The organism is Bacillus sp. FSL K6-3459 (assembly GCF_038003305.1).
Taxonomy (GTDB): domain Bacteria; phylum Bacillota; class Bacilli; order Bacillales; family Bacillaceae; genus Bacillus; species Bacillus pumilus_O.
Genome location: NZ_JBBOOW010000001.1, coordinates 744,392 through 761,486 on the forward strand (window position 1 = coordinate 744,392; position 17,095 = coordinate 761,486).

The 17,095-nt window shown below is 43.8% G+C and carries 14 protein-coding genes; 12 read left to right on the top strand and 2 right to left on the bottom strand.

What is annotated here, in order from left to right; translation table 11 throughout:
- Positions 1–151: 151 nt before the first annotated feature.
- Both MHI35_RS03530 and MHI35_RS03535 read right to left on the bottom strand, forming a co-directional pair.
- Positions 152–1,156 (bottom strand): NADP-dependent oxidoreductase, encoded by a 1,005-nt coding sequence (locus MHI35_RS03530; protein ID WP_335349158.1) that lies wholly within the window; start codon positions 1,154–1,156, stop codon positions 152–154.
- 108 nt (positions 1,157–1,264) lie between these two features.
- The gene (locus MHI35_RS03535; protein WP_211063729.1) at positions 1,265–1,654 is read right to left on the bottom strand and encodes a YfmB family protein; all 390 of its coding nucleotides are present in this window, start codon (positions 1,652–1,654) and stop codon (positions 1,265–1,267) included.
- 221 nt (positions 1,655–1,875) lie between these two features.
- Between MHI35_RS03535 and MHI35_RS03540 the strand changes: the two genes are divergently transcribed.
- The 12 genes from MHI35_RS03540 (at position 1,876) to MHI35_RS03595 (ending at position 16,957) form a co-directional block, all read left to right on the top strand.
- On the top strand, positions 1,876–2,223 hold the full coding sequence (locus tag MHI35_RS03540) for a general stress protein (protein ID WP_088000770.1): 348 nt from the start codon (positions 1,876–1,878) through the stop codon (positions 2,221–2,223).
- A gap of 509 nt (positions 2,224–2,732) precedes the next feature.
- On the top strand, positions 2,733–2,870 hold the full coding sequence (locus tag MHI35_RS03545; RefSeq protein WP_211063728.1) for a hypothetical protein: 138 nt from the start codon (positions 2,733–2,735) through the stop codon (positions 2,868–2,870).
- Positions 2,871–3,191: 321 nt separating this feature from the next.
- Positions 3,192–3,848: a class I SAM-dependent methyltransferase gene (locus MHI35_RS03550; RefSeq protein WP_088000768.1), complete on the top strand. Its 657-nt coding sequence runs from the start codon at positions 3,192–3,194 to the stop codon at positions 3,846–3,848.
- 277 nt (positions 3,849–4,125) lie between these two features.
- Positions 4,126–4,851, top strand: coding sequence for a GTP cyclohydrolase II (locus MHI35_RS03555; protein ID WP_012009236.1), 726 nt, complete (start codon positions 4,126–4,128; stop codon positions 4,849–4,851).
- Between the two features lie 33 nt (positions 4,852–4,884).
- Positions 4,885–5,688: a formylglycine-generating enzyme family protein gene (locus MHI35_RS03560; RefSeq protein WP_211063726.1), complete on the top strand. Its 804-nt coding sequence runs from the start codon at positions 4,885–4,887 to the stop codon at positions 5,686–5,688.
- A 4-nt stretch (positions 5,689–5,692) separates the two neighbouring features.
- Positions 5,693–7,450, top strand: coding sequence for a WD40 repeat domain-containing protein (locus MHI35_RS03565; protein ID WP_211063725.1), 1,758 nt, complete (start codon positions 5,693–5,695; stop codon positions 7,448–7,450).
- Positions 7,451–7,726: 276 nt separating this feature from the next.
- On the top strand, positions 7,727–8,812 hold the full coding sequence (ribD, locus tag MHI35_RS03570) for a bifunctional diaminohydroxyphosphoribosylaminopyrimidine deaminase/5-amino-6-(5-phosphoribosylamino)uracil reductase RibD (RefSeq protein WP_211063724.1): 1,086 nt from the start codon (positions 7,727–7,729) through the stop codon (positions 8,810–8,812).
- 111 nt (positions 8,813–8,923) lie between these two features.
- On the top strand, positions 8,924–12,040 hold the full coding sequence (locus MHI35_RS03575) for an exosporium glycoprotein BclB-related protein (RefSeq protein WP_340991065.1): 3,117 nt from the start codon (positions 8,924–8,926) through the stop codon (positions 12,038–12,040).
- Between the two features lie 142 nt (positions 12,041–12,182).
- Positions 12,183–13,781, top strand: a complete 1,599-nt coding sequence (locus tag MHI35_RS03580) for a sensor histidine kinase (protein ID WP_335349199.1) — start codon at positions 12,183–12,185, stop codon at positions 13,779–13,781.
- A 3-nt stretch (positions 13,782–13,784) separates the two neighbouring features.
- Positions 13,785–14,483 (top strand): response regulator, encoded by a 699-nt coding sequence (locus MHI35_RS03585; protein WP_211063723.1) that lies wholly within the window; start codon positions 13,785–13,787, stop codon positions 14,481–14,483.
- A 3-nt stretch (positions 14,484–14,486) separates the two neighbouring features.
- Entirely contained in the window at positions 14,487–15,467 is a 981-nt protein-coding gene (locus tag MHI35_RS03590) for a tripartite tricarboxylate transporter substrate-binding protein (RefSeq protein WP_211063722.1), read from the top strand.
- Between the two features lie 191 nt (positions 15,468–15,658).
- The gene (locus MHI35_RS03595) at positions 15,659–16,957 is read left to right on the top strand and encodes a citrate:proton symporter (protein ID WP_211063721.1); all 1,299 of its coding nucleotides are present in this window, start codon (positions 15,659–15,661) and stop codon (positions 16,955–16,957) included.
- The last annotated feature ends 138 nt before the right edge of the window (positions 16,958–17,095 follow it).

Below are 17,095 nucleotides of genomic sequence, written 5' to 3' on the forward strand. Positions count from 1 at the left end.
GAATGTCAGATTCGCTCCGCGCCAGTACTCGTCCTTCCTAGGGCTGCAAAGGTTTTCTATCACGCTGAAAAGGAGACAAAGGGCTAAAATCAAGATTATTTTAGCCCTTTGTCAACAATCTAGGGACCCTACCATTGAGGGTCCTTTCTTTTTATGAGATTTTGACAAGCTGTTTTCCGACATTTTCCCCTTTGAATAGTCCGAGGAATGCATCCGGAATGTTGTCGAAGCCTTCAATGATTGTTTCTTTATAAGTCAGTTTGTCTTCTTTTACCCATTGTGCGAGGTCTTTTGCTGCTTCTTCAAAACGATCTGAATAGTTGCCAACAATGAAGCCTTGCATCAATGCGCTTGTTTTAATGAGTTTTGTTTGCACACGCGGTCCAATGTCCTCGCTTGCACTAATGTTATAAGACGAAATCGCGCCGCACACTGGAATACGTGCAAAGCGGTTCAAATGATTCATCACGGCATCAGATATTTCGCCGCCTACATTGTCAAAATACACATCGACGCCGTTAGGGCACGCCTTTGCAATGGCATCATCTAAATCATTTGTTGTTTTATAATTAATTGTTTCATCAAAGCCCAGCTCTTTTAAATAAGCCAGCTTATCATCAGATCCTGCAATCCCAACGACGTGAGCGCCTTTGATCTTAGCAATTTGTCCCACAACGGAACCAACAGCACCTGCTGCCCCAGAAATGACAACGGTCTCGCCTTCTTTTAGCTGGCCAATTGTAAGAAGACCGAAATAAGCGGTTTGCCCTGGCATGCCTAAAATGCCTAAATAATAGGACAATGGCGCAATAGATGGATCAATTTTAGTGAGAGATTCAGCTTTGGCCGTGGAATATTCTTGCCAGCCAAGGAGTCCAAGTACAAAATCACCTTTTTCAAATTGAGGCGATTTGGATTCAACGACTTCTCCGACAACACCGCCCTGAATCACTTCATTTAGCTTGAATGGAGGTGTATAGGATTTTGTATCCTGCATTCGTCCTCTCATATAAGGATCTACAGAAACATATTTCGTTTGAATCAAGACTTCACCATCTTGCGGCACAGGTATATCGACTGTTTCAAAATGAAAAACATCTTTTGTAGGTAATCCTTGTGGACGTTTGGCTAATTGAATTTGCTTTTGTTGACTCATGTCAAATCCTCCCTTTTACTTGCAGCCTAGATTTACATTAACATGATGCTTCTTTTCATTCAAAACATACGGTCTATTTCAAACACACACAAAAAAGCAGCCGCCATCTTATAGAGGAGGACTACTTTTTTGGAAGTCAACAGAGAGGAGCGGCGGCAGACAGCCGAACAGCTGATACGCGTCCGCATCACGTTCTTTTAACAAATATTCGTTCGCATTTTGCATGGAGGCTTTCATCATATCGCGCGTCACAAAAGGAAATAGGATATTCAAGTATGAGGACAACAGGTCTTGTGGATCTTGTTCAATTGACTCGATATCTCCAATGTTAATAATGATGGAAAAGAGATAATCAATGGAGATGCGAAAGTGCTGTTCAGCAAACAATGTAAGCGGCTTTGCTTTTGCTTCTTCAGGATTCCACTTTTGAAAAAGCTGTTTCACCAAATCACTGACAACCCAAGCATTAAACTGCTGCTCCGCTGAAAAGTAATACATCAGCTCTACCTCATTTCTAGCCTCCAGTACAAGAATTGTACAATAAAACAGCACGGATGAACATGATATTTCAGAAAATTTAGTCATTTTTACAGGCTTTTTGTCAAAAATAAGTCAATAGGTATGGTTCGTACACAATGTAAAATGGATGTGCTCAAAGAAGGTTTAATGATAAAAGTGACGGGTAAAAGATTCGTAAGACGCTAAAGGAGGAATATAAAATGAAACCTGTTGTAAGAGAGTATTCAAATGATGAAACACTTCAAAGAGATGTAGAGCAATTAAAATCACTCGGTGTTGCAAGAGAGGACATTTATGTTCTGTCCCATGACGATGATCGTACAGAGCGTATTGCTGAAAATGCAGATGCCAATACGATAGGTCCAAGAGAAGTTGGATTGAAACATGCCGTAGGGAACATCTTTAGTAAAAAGGGCGATGAGCTCCGAAATAAAATCCATGAAATTGGTTTCTCTAAAGAAGAAGCTGAGAAATTTGAAGAACATTTAGATGAAGGAAAAGTCCTTCTCTTTGTGACAGACCATGAAAAAGTGAAAACTTGGGCATAAACGCCAACTGAGAAAAAGCCTCTTACTTTCGTAAGGGGCTTTTTTCATGCCATCATCTTTGAAGGAGAGACCGCATCTTTTTTACTATAATTAGAAAAAACAGCAGATTGGAATAAATAGTAAAACATCTAATTGAAAATGCAGATATACCAAAGGATATGATAGGAAATGAGAAAAAATAGTCAAAACATCACAAAAATCTATTCGGGAAATAATCAATGTATCTTTCGAATTTGTTTCAAAATGTAATAAAAACCTTGTGTATTTTAGAGGGTAAATTTCTTAGATCTAAAGATTTATGTCGTATTTTTATGTAGAAATAAGGGTTTTAAGGTCAAAAAACCACGAAAAATACATGTATTTTCAATTAGAAAATTCATTTTAAAGTTTAGGAAATATATTGTTGACAAAATAATCTAAAAACAATATATTTGGCTTATTCCAGTCATTATGGAAGTAGTTGTTAAATTTCTGATGGGATTATTCGAGGTTTATTCTAGTGGGAGGTGGTGCATAAAACCAAGTTATCAGCGCTTTATGAGGAAAGTCTTGCTTGGAATATTTCTACTAAAACACAAGCAAACGGTCTTTTACATGAAGAAGATATGGTAGCCGTTCTAAACAGTAGATTGACCTTTCTACTATGATCACTTTGCAAGAGATATATAAAAGACGTGATGTTTTTGTACAAGTTAGAAAGCGTTTTCAAAGAAGGCTATGAGTTGATCGTGTGTTAAAGGAGGTGAACTCATATGAAAAAAAGAGAGAACAAGCTGATGCGCTGCAGCTTTCAAATGGCTGCATATGAGGATGCATGCTGAAAAAGAAGAGTGAACATGTGGGATGCTTCTCTTCTTCTTCAGAAAATAGATTTCCTAAAAAATCCATCTTTTATTTTAACATAAGGTTTTTGGCTTGAAAATGACCTTTACCTGAAAAGTCGATTTTAAATAGAAGGAGGTCCTGTGATGAAAAAGGCTTTATACCACGAAGACAGTGGGTTGTATCTAGAAAAAATGCGTATGGCATTTCAAGAACATTATGAGAAAAGAACAGATATGTGGTCTACTGATCCATCTTTAACTGATGCAGCTGTAATGTCATTAAAAGCTTGGCGTTCAAGGGAAAAGAATGCACTTGCTTCTGTACTCGATATCGGATGCGGGAACGGCCGAGCACTTGAACATTTAAGTGGACTTTCCGAATATGTCGGCATCGACCTGTATGAGCATGAGGAGTGGGAAGGATTACAGAAAAGAGAAACGGTCCCTGTTCATTTTGTTCATCAAGATTTTATGTCATGGTCGATGGAGCAGGGGCGAGAAATGCAGTTTGATTTAATTTTAGATCATGGCTGCTTTCATCACCAGCATCCTGATGATCATGAGCGTTATTTAAAACAGGTGTCCTCTTTGCTTCAAGAAGGCGGAGTCTTCTCACTTGTTGTATGGGGAGAAGAGTGGAAAACAGGGTTAATCGGAGAAGATGGCCGTTTCCATTTTTCATTTTCAGATTCTCAGCTTGGAGAAAGAATTTGTTCATCGGGTCTGGAGCTTGTATCGATTACACCATTAAAAGCAAAAGCCGGTATAAGCCAGCACCATGTCATTGCCGTCAAAATCTAGTACAAAGGTGAACAATCTTACGAAGCAGAGGTGTTCGTTGTAAGAAAGAACATATGCGCATCATGCAAGAGAAAGGCGTGATGAACCAGATTTCTGCTCCTTTGTACTGGAAAAAACCTAGATTGACATATCGCTAGAATAGGTGGAATCAATGTCTGAACGATGAGAGAAAACGCACACCCATGTTCTTTTAAGCTATGAGTGCGGACACATATTCATCACCATCACTGCGCTACCTGAGTCGATTTGGGTGCAGCGATGATTAGGGGGGAGACAAATGAATAAGTTTGTAGATGAATTACAATCAATGATTCATCATTTTACCTTTCAAGAAAAAAACTATTTGCTCGTGGGGCCAGTGAATCTGCCAATCTCTATTCAACATGAAGAAGTGCCATTTAAGTGGTATGCCTTCGCACCTGTTGAAGGAGAGACAAAACCAACGATCGAATCTATTGTCAAAATGAGTACCGCGCAGCAAACCTTTTCCTCTTGTCTCTTATTTGGCGACTTTGAAAATGAAATGCCACCGCTTGTGCGAATTCATAGTGTCTGCCAAACAGGGGATGTGTTTGGGTCATTGAAATGTGACTGCGGTCCACAGCTTGCGTTATCGCTGAAGAAAATCACCGATTATGGAAAAGGCATGCTCGTCTATATGGCCAATCAAGAAGGGCGGTCAATTGGGCTGATGGCGAAAGCATTGACGTATAAATTACAGGAAATGCAGCTGGATACGTTTGAAGCCAACCGCCTGATTGGATGCGGAGATGACGACCGGCATTACGAAGAGGCAGCGGCTGTTCTGCACTATTTAAACAAAGGGAAACCAATGCATCTCCTAACGAACAATCCAGATAAAGTCGACTCTATTGCTGCCTACGGTCTGCCTGTTTTGCGGTTTGATCATACGGTCGAAGCCTCTCTCTATAATGAAGCCTATTTAAAAGCAAAAGCAGCCTCAGGGCATATGGTCGATGAGAAAAAATTAATTAATCAGTAGATGAGTTTACTTTAAAGAAGGCGGGAGAAAAGCGTGAAACCTGAAATCAATTGGATTCAAATCCCAAGCGGCTATGCAACAATCGGAAGTAATGAAGAAGATATGAAAAAGGCATCAGAATTCTGGAAGGACAAGCTTCTCAATCCAACTTACGGACGTGAGAAAAAATTTCAAAAATGGCTGTACAAAGAATTTCCATCCTATCAGCCGTATATCAATGAATTTTTCATTTCAGATACGGTTGTCACCAATGAATGGTATCAAAGCTATTGTGATGAAACAGGCCAATCATACCCGGAGAGCTTAACGGATCAAGAACTCGGTGGAGGGAAAGATCATCCGGCGTGGGGCATGGAGATCGAGGAAGCCTTCTCATTCTGCCAGTGGCTGAGCGGGAAACTCGGGATAGACGTGTCGATTCCTACGGAAGAAGAATGGGAATATGCTGCACGGGGTAACACGAGAAATCAATATCCTTGGGGAGATGAGTTTGACCCTTCTTACTGTAATACGTACGAATCAAATATCGAAAAAACGACGCCTGTTCGCCATTACGAAAAGGGAAGATCCTTATTCGGACTTTATGATATGGGGGGCAACATCGAGGAATGGGTCAACACCAAATATCATGTGTACGAAGGCGGCATTGAGGTTGTAGATGATTTAACGGAGACGCTAGGCAGTGATTACTACATTTTAAAAGGCGGCTCCTTTGCAAGAGGCGGGGATTTATGCAGAGTCGCCAGAAGACACGGAAAGCATCCAGATCCCGTTTTTCGATTTACTGGCTTTCGCATAATGACTCGTCAAAAACAACATATAAAGGTGGGAGTGTAAAACTATGCATAGAGGACCAATTACATCTGTTTTATCAACTCAGCAGGATCAAATTGTTTACACTGGCGGCTATGACCGCTGTATTTATCAGTGGAACCGGGCGACAGGAGAAGGGACGTTTATTGGAAGTCACGAGCATATCATTAACTCTTTATCTCTTTCTGAAAATGGAAAGTACTTAGCTAGTGCTTCGTCAGACTACACCATTCAATTGTATGATACAGGCACACATACCCACATTCGCACCTTGTTTGGTCATGCGGATGATGTAGAAGCCGTTGCTTTTGCGAAGCAGGATACGTTGCTAGTCTCGGTGTCCAGAGATAGACGATGCTTAGTCTGGGATATCGAAACAGGAGCTATCCTAAGAGAATTCCATGGACATAGCAAAGATGTATTAGCGGTATGGATACATGGCGATAAAGCTTATACAACAGGTGATGATGGCTATGTTCTTGTGTGGCTGTATGATACAGGAGAAATTGTAGGGGAAATTGGTCCGTTTGATTATGAGCTGGACACAATCAGCGGAAGCAATCAAAAAGAAGTGTTTGCTCTTGGCAGAGACGATGGCACCGTCATTATTTATGATGCGGTGACGTTACAGGAGAAAAAAATCATCAAAGCTCATTTACAGGGCGTCAAGCGGGTGAACTTTTCTCCAAGTGGCAATTACTTGCTGACAGCGGGATATGACCATTTAATTAAACTGTGGAATTACGAAACAGGGGATTTAGTCGATACGCTGCTACCTCATAAATATCAGTGGGAGCGCTCGCTTGTCTGGACGGAAGATGAGAAATCCATCCTAGGAGCCAGCTTTGGAAAAACGTATTGTGAATGGTCTATTGAACAGGGAAAAGTGGTATCAGATGAGATCGAAATGGCGACACCATCTATTAATGATATTGCGCTGACTGATGCGGGAGATATCATCACAGCATCGGATGATGGAAAATTCAGAAAGAACGGGATTGAAATTGCTAAATCGACAGGCGTTTTAACAAATGGAGTGGCTGTCGCACGAGATGGAAGCTATTATGCGTGGGGAGATCATGCAAGTCAGTTGCATATTGTTCATGAATCATTAAAGCAAATGGTTTCATTTGATCTCAATACAGGGCCGGTCAACAGTGTGTATTTCCACGAGGAGGACAGGCAATTTTATATTGGAACTTACGGCGGTTATGTCCATGTCATTTCGACAGAGCATTTAAAGGAAATGGGCCGGTCAAAAGCACACGATTGTGCTGTGAAAGCATTAAAAGTAGAAGGAGATCATATCATCACAGCTGCGGTAGAAGGAACCATCTGTCTGTTAGATAAGAAGAGCTTGTCTTTAAAAGCGAAATATATCGGGGCGACAGAGCTGTTAAATGACGTATTCATTGATAGCAAAAGAGACCGTATTGCTATTGTCAGCCGTGACAAGAATGTGAGATTGTTTGATTTGCATACAGGGAGAATTTTAGACCAGCATAATGAACACCAGTATTCGATTAAATCGGTTTCTGTCACAGACTCTGGTTATATTGTGAGCGGAGATTATTGGGGCTATGTCGTAGTGTGGAATCCAGAGCTTGGGGTCAATACCGGTCCAATTAGAATTGCCAAGAATGGGATAAGTGCCATTAGACAATTAGGCAATGATGTATACGCAAGCTCCTATGATGGTGGGATTTATCATATTCGAGAAGATGGCACGTATACCGAAGTGCTGCGCTTATTTGAACAATTTCCAAAAGAAGTAATCTCTCATTAAGAAAAAGAATGTAAGCGGGGGATTCTCATGATAAGTGTTTGCAAGGAACATATGAAAAAAGGCCTGACGGTACTCAATTGCCCGCATGTGCTCCTCATTAATAAATATGAATGTCGCAAATGCTGTTTTTGTAAACAACGAGCATCATATAAACTTTTTTATTCCTTGCCTTACTATGATCGTTCTGAAAAGAAACGGATGGAAAAAATATGAGAATAGAACTCCTTCATTTCCTGAAGGAGTTCTTTCCCTTGAAAGAGAAGAAAGGAGACTCACATGAAAGACGATGTGTTTTATATGGAACTGGCGATTGCCAATGCAAAGGCAATGAAAGGACAAACCTCTCCAAACCCGCTTGTCGGTGCAGTCATTGTACAGCAAGGTGAAATTGTTGGAATGGGTGCTCACATGAAGGCGGGCGAACCTCATGCTGAAATTCATGCGTTGCAAATGGCAGGAGAAAAGGCGAAGGGAGCTCATCTGTATGTAACGCTCGAACCTTGTTCACATTATGGGAAAACGGGTCCTTGCACAGAAGCGATTATCAAAAGTGGTGTGAAACGAGTAGTCATTGCGACGAAAGACCCGAATCCGCTTGTAGCAGGCAAGGGAATGACCTTGTTGAAACAAGCCGGGATCGAAGTAGATGAAGGAATATGTAAACAGGAGGCAGACCGCTTAAACGTGTCATTTTTTCATTTCATTCAATCAGACCTTCCCTACGTCATCTTAAAATCAGCCATTTCATTAGACGGGAAAATTGCGACAGCTGATCTTGAAAGCAAATGGATCACAGGAACAGAAGCAAGAAAAGAAGTGCAGCAATTGCGCCAAGAAGCAGATGCTGTGATAACAGGTGTCGAAACGATTATTCAAGATGATGCAGGTCTAATTGTGAAAGATTCAATCATAACCCAGCCCATTCGTGTTATTTTAGATTCCACATTAAGGATTCCGCTTCATGCGAAATGTTTAACAGATGGTAGGGCGGAAACCATTATTTGTACCTCGCGTATGTATGATCAGAAAAGGTATGGCCAGCTGATAGAAAAAGGGTATCAAGTCTATATCACAAGCGGAGAGCAGCGGACAGATATTCACGACGTGTTAAGAATGCTGAAGGAACGTTCTGTCATGTCAGTTCTTGTAGAGGCTGGAGGTAGTGTGAGTGCGTCATTTTTAGAAGCATCCCTTGTGAACGAAGCTGTTATCTATATGGCACCTTTATTAATCGGAGGCAGGAATGCACCTACTTTTTTTGAAGGAGATGGGGTGAAAAAACTAAAAGAGGCGATCCATCCAGCAGATGTTGAATATAGTATGATAGGAAAAGATTTTAAAATGACATTGAAATTTCAATAAATAGCAGGCCTTGTGCATCGAGCGCAAGGTCTTTTCAATATTTCTAATAAAAATAAAAATGTACATACACCTTTCCTAGGGATGATGAATACGATGGATGGGGGTGATTCTATGAGAAGATGTAGACAATGCGGAAAGACATATCCAACTCATTCGACAGACCACTACCAAAAAGGAAGCTGGTATGATGCGTATAAGGATGATGGCTGGGAATGTGATAGTTGTAAGAAAGGAAGACCAAGTAAGCCAGGAAAACCAGTGAAAAATCCTTGCTGCGGAAAAGATCCTTGTGTTTGTGTGATTCAAGGTCCGCCAGGCGGGAGAGGAAGAAGAGGCCCAGCAGGTCCGGCGGGTGCAGTAGGTCCAGCGGGTCCAGCAGGTCCAATCGGTCCAACAGGCGTAGGGTTAACGGGGATTGTAGCATTTGATCCAGCATTAGCTTTGGCGTATCCAGTAGGTCAAGTGGTGACATATGATGGCAGTACGTATGTGGTAAATTCAGCACCGCCAACAGGTACGCCTGATACATCGCCGGATTATACGCTTTTAGCAGCTGCGGGCGCAACAGGTACAGGACCAACAGGTGTCACAGGAGATCCAGGTCCGACGGGTGCAACGGGAGCCACTGGTGTAGGTCTAACTGGAGTCGTTCCGTTTGATGCGGCAGCGGCACCAGGATATCCATTGGGTCAAGTGGTGACATATGAAGGTGGAACGTATCTTGCAAACACAGCATCACCAACGGGAACACCTGATACATCTCCAGATTATACACTTCTAGCCGCTGCCGGTGCGACAGGAGTGACGGGCGCCACTGGAACGGGTGCAACCGGTGCAACAGGAGAAACTGGCGCAACTGGCGTCACAGGACCAACGGGAGAAATCGGTCCAACCGGTGCCACTGGAACGGGGGCAACCGGTGCAACAGGAGAAACTGGCGCAACCGGCGTCACAGGACCAACGGGAGAAATCGGTCCAACCGGTGCTACTGGAACGGGGGCAACAGGAGCAACAGGAGAAACTGGTGCAACCGGCGTTACAGGACCAACAGGAGAAATTGGTCCAACCGGCGCCACTGGAACGGGTGCAACTGGTGTAACGGGCGAGACTGGCGCAACTGGCGTTACAGGAGCCACCGGAGCAACTGGTGTAACGGGTGATACGGGAGCAACAGGAATAACAGGAGCCACCGGCGTAGGGTTAACCGGCATTGTGGCATTTGATCCAGCAGCAGCTCCAACCTATCCAGTAGGTCAAGTGGTGACATTTGATGGTGGAACCTATGTTGTGAATACAGCACCGCCAACAGGTACACCAGATACGTCACCAGACTATACGTTATTGGCAGCCGCAGGTGTGACAGGAGCGACCGGAGTAACGGGTGATACAGGAGCAACAGGAGTCACAGGAGCGACCGGAGCAACTGGTGTAACGGGTGATACAGGAGCTACGGGAGTCACGGGAACAGGAGTGACTGGTCCAACAGGGGAAACTGGTGCAACAGGAGTCACAGGAGCGACCGGAGCAACTGGTGTAACGGGTGATACAGGAGCTACGGGAGTCACGGGAACAGGAGCAACCGGTGCAACAGGAGAAACTGGCGTTACAGGAGCCACCGGCGTAGGGTTAACCGGCATTGTGGCATTTGATCCAGCAGCAGCTCCAACCTATCCAGTAGGTCAAGTGGTGACATTTGATGGTGGAACCTATGTTGTGAATACAGCACCGCCAACAGGTACACCAGATACGTCACCAGACTATACGTTATTGGCAGCCGCAGGTGTTACAGGAGCCACAGGAGTAACAGGAGCAACTGGTGTAACGGGTGATACAGGAGCCACCGGAGCAACAGGTACAGGAGTGACTGGTGCAACCGGAGATACAGGCGCCACGGGAGTCACCGGAGTAACAGGTGCAACAGGGATAACGGGTGATACAGGCGCCACGGGAGTCACCGGAGTAACAGGTGCAACAGGGATAACGGGTGATACAGGCGCCACCGGAGCCACGGGTACAGGAGTAACTGGTGCCACAGGAGATACAGGTGCTACAGGAGTCACCGGAGCCACCGGAGCAACCGGTGTAACGGGAGATACTGGTGCAACCGGAGTAACCGGCGTAGGGTTAACTGGTATTGTGGCATTTGATGCAGCAACAGCTCCAACCTATCCAGTAGGTCAAGTGGTGACATATGAAGGTGGAACCTATGTTGTGAATACAGTACCACCAACAGGTACACCAGATACGTCACCAGACTATACGTTGTTGGCAGCCGCAGGTGTGACCGGAGCAACCGGCGTCACTGGTGCCACAGGGGTAACCGGAGATACAGGAGTCACCGGAGCCACCGGAGCAACCGGTGTAACGGGTGATACAGGAGCTACGGGAGCCACGGGTACAGGAGCGACCGGTGCAACCGGAGATACAGGTGCGACCGGTGTCACAGGAGTCACCGGAGCAACCGGAGCAACCGGTGTAACGGGTGGTACAGGAGCCACGGGAGCTACTGGAGTCACCGGCGCCACAGGTTTAACCGGCGCCACGGGAGCGACCGGAGTGACTGGCGCTACAGGTTTAACCGGCACCACGGGAGCGACCGGAGTGACTGGCGCCACAGGTTTAACAGGAGCCACGGGAGCAACCGGCGTCACCGGTGCAACCGGCGTCACAGGTACAGGAGCCACGGGAGCTACAGGTCCAACAGGTGTGACAGGATCGAGTGCGATCATTCCATTTGCTTCAGGTACACCTGCTGTCTTGACGACAGTTGCGGGCGGTCTCGTTGGAACATCTAGCTTGATCGGATTTGGTAACTCAGCGACAGGTGTCAGTATTTTAGGCGGAATCATTGATTTAACAGGCGCTGCAGGCACTTTAATCAACATGGCATTCTCAGTTCCGAGAGCTGGAACGATTACGTCATTTGCCGGCTATTTCAGTACAACAGCAGCTCTTTCTTTGATCGGCACGAGTATTACCGTAACGGCTAGTCTATTCGCTTCACCGACACCAAATAACAGTTTCACACAAGTAGCGAGTGTCACATTAGCCCCAGCTTTAACCGGAGTTTTAACACTGGGTGCTATTGCAAATGGTATTGCGACTGGTTTAAATGTACCAGTCACACCTGAAACAAGATTGCTCGTTGTCTTCTCTGCAACAGCTACAGGTCTATCTTTACTGAATACTGTAGCAGGCTATGCGAGTGCTGGTTTATCAATCACGTAATGAACACATTCGGATGACTCAATCATGAGTCGTCCTTTTTTGTTTTGAATGAATTTTCTCTTAACTTAGTGAGAAAAAATGATATGATTTTCTTAGAGTCTAGTTGATGAATTTAGTTGAATTAGGGGTTGTAGCGGTGAGGATGGGCAAAAGGAAAGTCACTTTGCAAACGAAAATCTTAGGGTTAATTATCGGGCTTTTGCTTGTTGTCATTGCGTTATTGACCATTTGCTTTGGTTTTCTACAGACGTCAGAAAGGCAGCGACAAGCTGAACAGCTCGCGGTTCAAACCGCTAGAACAATCTCATATATGCCGCCCATTAAAACATCGGTGGCTACCTCATCCGTGTCTCAGGACGAGGAACAGGCAGTGCTTGAGCAAATGAAAGATCAAGTCAAAGCACATGCCATCTTCATTACCAATCAAAAGGGGAAGGTCCTTTTTCATACGAACCATGAGAATGTAGGAAAAACCATCAGTGTATTTAGGGGGAGAAGTACCCTGCTATTTGGGGGAACCTCCATATCAGCGGGTGATTCTAATGGTGAAACCGTTGTCAGAGGCAGTGCCCCGATCATGAAAGAAACAGGCAAGCATGAAGAAATTATTGGCACAGTCACCGTCGAATTTTTAAAAAAGGAAATCGATCAAGCGACAGCCCATCAACTATTCAAGCTTAGCTATATTGCTCTACTTGTCCTCTTGCCAGGTATATTCGGAGCGATTTTTTTAACAAGAAGTATTCGTAAAGATACATTAGGACTTGAACCGCATGAAATTGCTTCATTATTTCGAGAAAGAGAAGCGATGCTGCTTGCGATAAAAGAAGGGATTATTGCATTTGACCAGAAAGGCGCAATGACGATGATGAATACATCTGCTGAACAGATGCTTCGCGTTTCATCCGAGCTGCCGCTTCATATTGATCAAGTCTTGCCAAAAGCCAATCTCCTTTTCTATTTAAAGGAAGAGACGATTGAACCGAATATCGAAACCGTCGTAAATAATAAAACCTATGTCTTAAATGTGAAAAAAGTGGTGCAAGACAACCGTGTCTTTGGAGGGATTGTGAGCTTCAGGGAGAAAACAGAGCTGACGAAGCTGCTGGATACATTGACGGAAGTCAGCCAATATTCAGAAGACCTGAGGGCACAAACGCACGAATTCTCAAATAAGCTGTACGCCATTTTAGGTTTGCTTGAGCTGAAGCAAGTGGATGAAGCCATTGACTTAATAAAAGAAGAATATACGCTGCAAAACCGTCAGCACGATTTACTGATGAAGCAAATACGATCTCCTAAAATACAAGCCATTCTACTTGGCAAGATAGGGAAAGCCTCTGAGAAGAAGGTACATTTCCACATCGACGAAAATAGTTCATTGGAGCCGCTTCCAGCACATTTAAGTCTATCTCACTTTATTACCATCATTGGTAATCTGGTAGATAACGCCTTTGAGGCCGTACTAAATAAGGAGACGCGCGAAGTCAGCTTGTTCATCACAGATATTGGATTTGATATTATCATAGAAGTATCTGATTCAGGTGATGGAGTAGGCGAGGAAGAACTTTCACATATTTTCACACGGGGACATTCGTCAAAGGGGGAAGGACGAGGCTACGGACTAGCGAATGTGAAAGAAGTGCTGGATGAACTTGGGGGCTGGATTGAAGTGACGAACCAAAAAGAAGGCGGTGCCATCTTCACTGTATACATACCGAAAGGCACAAAGGGGGAATAAATGGTGATGAAGGTACTCATTGCGGAGGATGATTTTCGAATCGCAGCCATTCATGCATCTTATATACAACAAATAGAAGGATTTCAAGTCGCCGGAAAGGCAAAGAGTGCAAAAGATATGTGGGAGGCGCTTCAACAGGAACAAGTCGACCTCATCTTGCTTGATGTGTATATGCCCGATGAGCTCGGCACAAACCTGTTGCCGCTTTTAAGAGAACGCTATCCAGAAGTAGATGTGATGATTATCACAGCGGCGACGGAAACGACACTGTTAAGAGATGCCCTTCAATACGGAGTGGTTCATTATTTAATCAAACCAGTGACTGCACAAAAGTTTGCGCAAGTATTAACGGAATATAAAGAGAAGAAAGACATCATCAATTCCAAGGATGAAGTCAATCAAACGATGATTGATTTGTTTTTTGGACAGATGGAAGAAGAGCCAAAGGAAAAGGATGAAAGAGACCTTCCTACAGGGATCAATTCGCTGACCTTGGACAAGGTGAAAACGTTGATGGCATCAGAGAATAATGGAATTACAGCAGAAGAACTCGGAGAAAAAATGGGGGCATCACGCACAACAGCGAGGCGGTACGTGGAGTATCTAGTGACAACTGGAGAATGCCGGGCAGAACTTGCGTATGGAATCATTGGCAGACCAGAGCGAAAATATTATCCTGCCAAAAAGCAAGCGGAGTCTTAAAAGATGAAAAAAGCAATATGCCTTATCGTGATCATCATATGTCTTTGTATGCCGCTCACCTTTAATGAAAAAAAGGGAGGCGACTCTTTCCTTGAGCACAGCCCATTATATATTGTGGTGTCTGGTGTTCCTGATGGCGGCTTTGACCAAACAGCTCAAGTGATGAAATCAGTGCTTGAGAAAGAAAAGCTGGTGAAGCAGTCGGTGAATATTCTTTATCAAAGAGGCGGGACGGTGGATAAAGGATGGACATATATGCTAGAGCGAGAAACCAACTATATTAGTTTAAATTCAAGTTTATTGTTAAGCCGTAATTTGCTTGGTAGCAGTAATATGACAATGAACGATGTCACACCGCTCGCCATTTTGGCAGAAGAGTGGCAGGTCGTCGCAGTCCCAGACGATTCGCCCTTTTCAAACGGGAAGGAGTTATTAAACACACTAAAGAAGAAACCAGATTCCTTAAAAATTGGATTTGCCCCAGATTTCGGTAATGATGATCAAATCTCGTTCGCACGTGCGGCAGAAATGGCAGGAATTGATCCATATCGCATTCAATTTTTGAAATTTGACAGTGCGGATGATTTATTCCAAGCGCTCATTGATCATGAAGTCGATGCAGCAACGACCACGATTACAGAGGTTCGTCATGACTATGAAAAGAAAAGGCTAAAGCTTGTGGCAACCACGACGAACAAGCGTTTAGCTGGATTTGAAGATGTGCCGACTTGGAAAGAGCAAGGCATCCCACTCATTTTCTCTCATTGGCGTGGTGTGATGGGCCCAAAACAAATGAGTCAAAAAGACATACGTGAATGGGATCAGCTTCTTCAAAAAATGACACAAACGAAGTCGTGGAAAAAGCAATTAAAGCAAAAGGGCTGGGCAAGTCGTTATATGAACAGCAAAGAAGCAAAGATCTTTATGGAAGATCAATTAAGACGATATGAGCAGTTTATCCAAGGAGAACAAGCGGTCGAGTGAGACCGCTTTTTTTCATGGAATCCATTAAAATCAAGGTTTGAACAAAATGAACAAAAAGCATTTATTGCTCGAAAAAGAATTAAAATTCATAATATTTACTTCAATTCAGGCGTCAGATATCATGACAGAAAGGGTTGGAAATGGGATATCAACATTTAATGAAAGCGTATACAACATAAGGGGTGAACAAAGTGCTAGCAATCTTAGGATTTCTTATGATGGTTGTATTTATGGTTTTGATTATGACGAAACGTATGTCTGTTTTAACGGCATTGGTATTAACACCAATTGCATTTGCTCTTATTGCAGGTTTTCATTTTACAGAAATTTCTGACATGATTGTCAAAGGTGTACAACAAGTCGCACCGACAGCGGTCATGATCATGTTTGCGATTTTATACTTTGGCATAATGATTGATGCTGGTCTATTTGATCCGATGGTGGCGAAAATTTTAAACATTGTCAAAGGCGATCCTTTAAAAATTGTCGTCGGAACAGCTGTCCTGACCATGCTTGTTGCACTTGATGGAGACGGGACAACAACATACATGATTACAACAACAGCGATGCTTCCATTATTTACGCTGCTTGGCATCCGTCCGATTATTTTAGCGGGGATTGCCGGAGTCGGCATGGGGATTATGAATACGATTCCATGGGGAGGAGCCACACCTAGAGCGGCAAGTGCACTTGGCGTGGATCCATCACTTTTATTTGGCCCGATGATTCCAGTCATTGGTGCAGGGGTTTTGAGCATGATTGTGGTGGCATACTTTCTTGGGAAGTCTGAAAGAAAGCGTCTTGGTGTCATTGAACTCGAACAGCCGATACATGCAAATGAAATGGCAGCGGCACTACAGGATGACATCAAGCGACCGAAACTTTGGTGGTTTAACCTAACGCTTACGTTGTTATTGGTGCTCCTTCTCGTCTCAGGAAAAGTCAGCTTAACAGTCCTATTTGTTCTTGCTTTCTGTGTAGCAATTATCGTGAACTATCCGAACCTTGAACAGCAGCGTGAGCGGATTGCGGCTCACTCAACCAATGTCTTAGCGATTTCTTCTATGATCTTTGCGGCAGGGGTTTTTACAGGCATCTTAACTGGCACGAAAATGGTTGATGAGATGGCGATTTCGATTGTATCTGCCATTCCAGAGCAGCTTGGCGGCTTTATACCAGTTATTGTGGCGCTTACGAGCGGGATATTTACGTTCTTTATGCCGAATGATGCATATTTTTACGGGGTCCTGCCGATCCTATCAGAAACAGCGGCAGCATACGGTGTTGATACAATTGAAATCGCGAGAGCCTCTATTATTGGCCAGCCGATTCATATGTTAAGCCCACTTGTACCATCCACTCATTTACTTGTTGGACTTGTTGGTGTATCACTGGATCAGCATCAAAAGTTTGGGATGAAATGGGCTGTGCTTGCAGTTGTCGCCATGACGGTCATGTCGGTACTCATTGGGGCCATCTCCATTTGGTAAATAAAAGAGTGTCTGCTCCTGAGCAGGCACTTTTTTAGGTCATATTGCCGAGCAGGCTCGATTCATTTGCCCTATACAAAAAGCATATCTGTTCCTCCAAAAGATATATTTTTGAAAAATACTGACACTTTTTCTGTT

What these genes read in the sequence shown, in the direction of transcription:
- ribD (WP_211063724.1), top strand. Translation starts at nt 7,727, where the DNA reads ATGAAAGACGATGTGTTTTATATGGAACTGGCGATTGCCAATGCAAAG.
- MHI35_RS03575 (WP_340991065.1), top strand. Translation starts at nt 8,924, where the DNA reads ATGAGAAGATGTAGACAATGCGGAAAGACATATCCAACTCATTCGACA.
- MHI35_RS03565 (WP_211063725.1), top strand. Translation starts at nt 5,693, where the DNA reads ATGCATAGAGGACCAATTACATCTGTTTTATCAACTCAGCAGGATCAA.
- MHI35_RS03555 (WP_012009236.1), top strand. Translation starts at nt 4,126, where the DNA reads ATGAATAAGTTTGTAGATGAATTACAATCAATGATTCATCATTTTACC.
- MHI35_RS03530 (WP_335349158.1), bottom strand. Translation starts at nt 1,156, where the DNA reads ATGAGTCAACAAAAGCAAATTCAATTAGCCAAACGTCCACAAGGATTA.
- MHI35_RS03535 (WP_211063729.1), bottom strand. Translation starts at nt 1,654, where the DNA reads ATGTATTACTTTTCAGCGGAGCAGCAGTTTAATGCTTGGGTTGTCAGT.
- MHI35_RS03540 (WP_088000770.1), top strand. Translation starts at nt 1,876, where the DNA reads ATGAAACCTGTTGTAAGAGAGTATTCAAATGATGAAACACTTCAAAGA.
- MHI35_RS03590 (WP_211063722.1), top strand. Translation starts at nt 14,487, where the DNA reads ATGAAAAAAGCAATATGCCTTATCGTGATCATCATATGTCTTTGTATG.
- MHI35_RS03580 (WP_335349199.1), top strand. Translation starts at nt 12,183, where the DNA reads ATGGGCAAAAGGAAAGTCACTTTGCAAACGAAAATCTTAGGGTTAATT.
- MHI35_RS03550 (WP_088000768.1), top strand. Translation starts at nt 3,192, where the DNA reads ATGAAAAAGGCTTTATACCACGAAGACAGTGGGTTGTATCTAGAAAAA.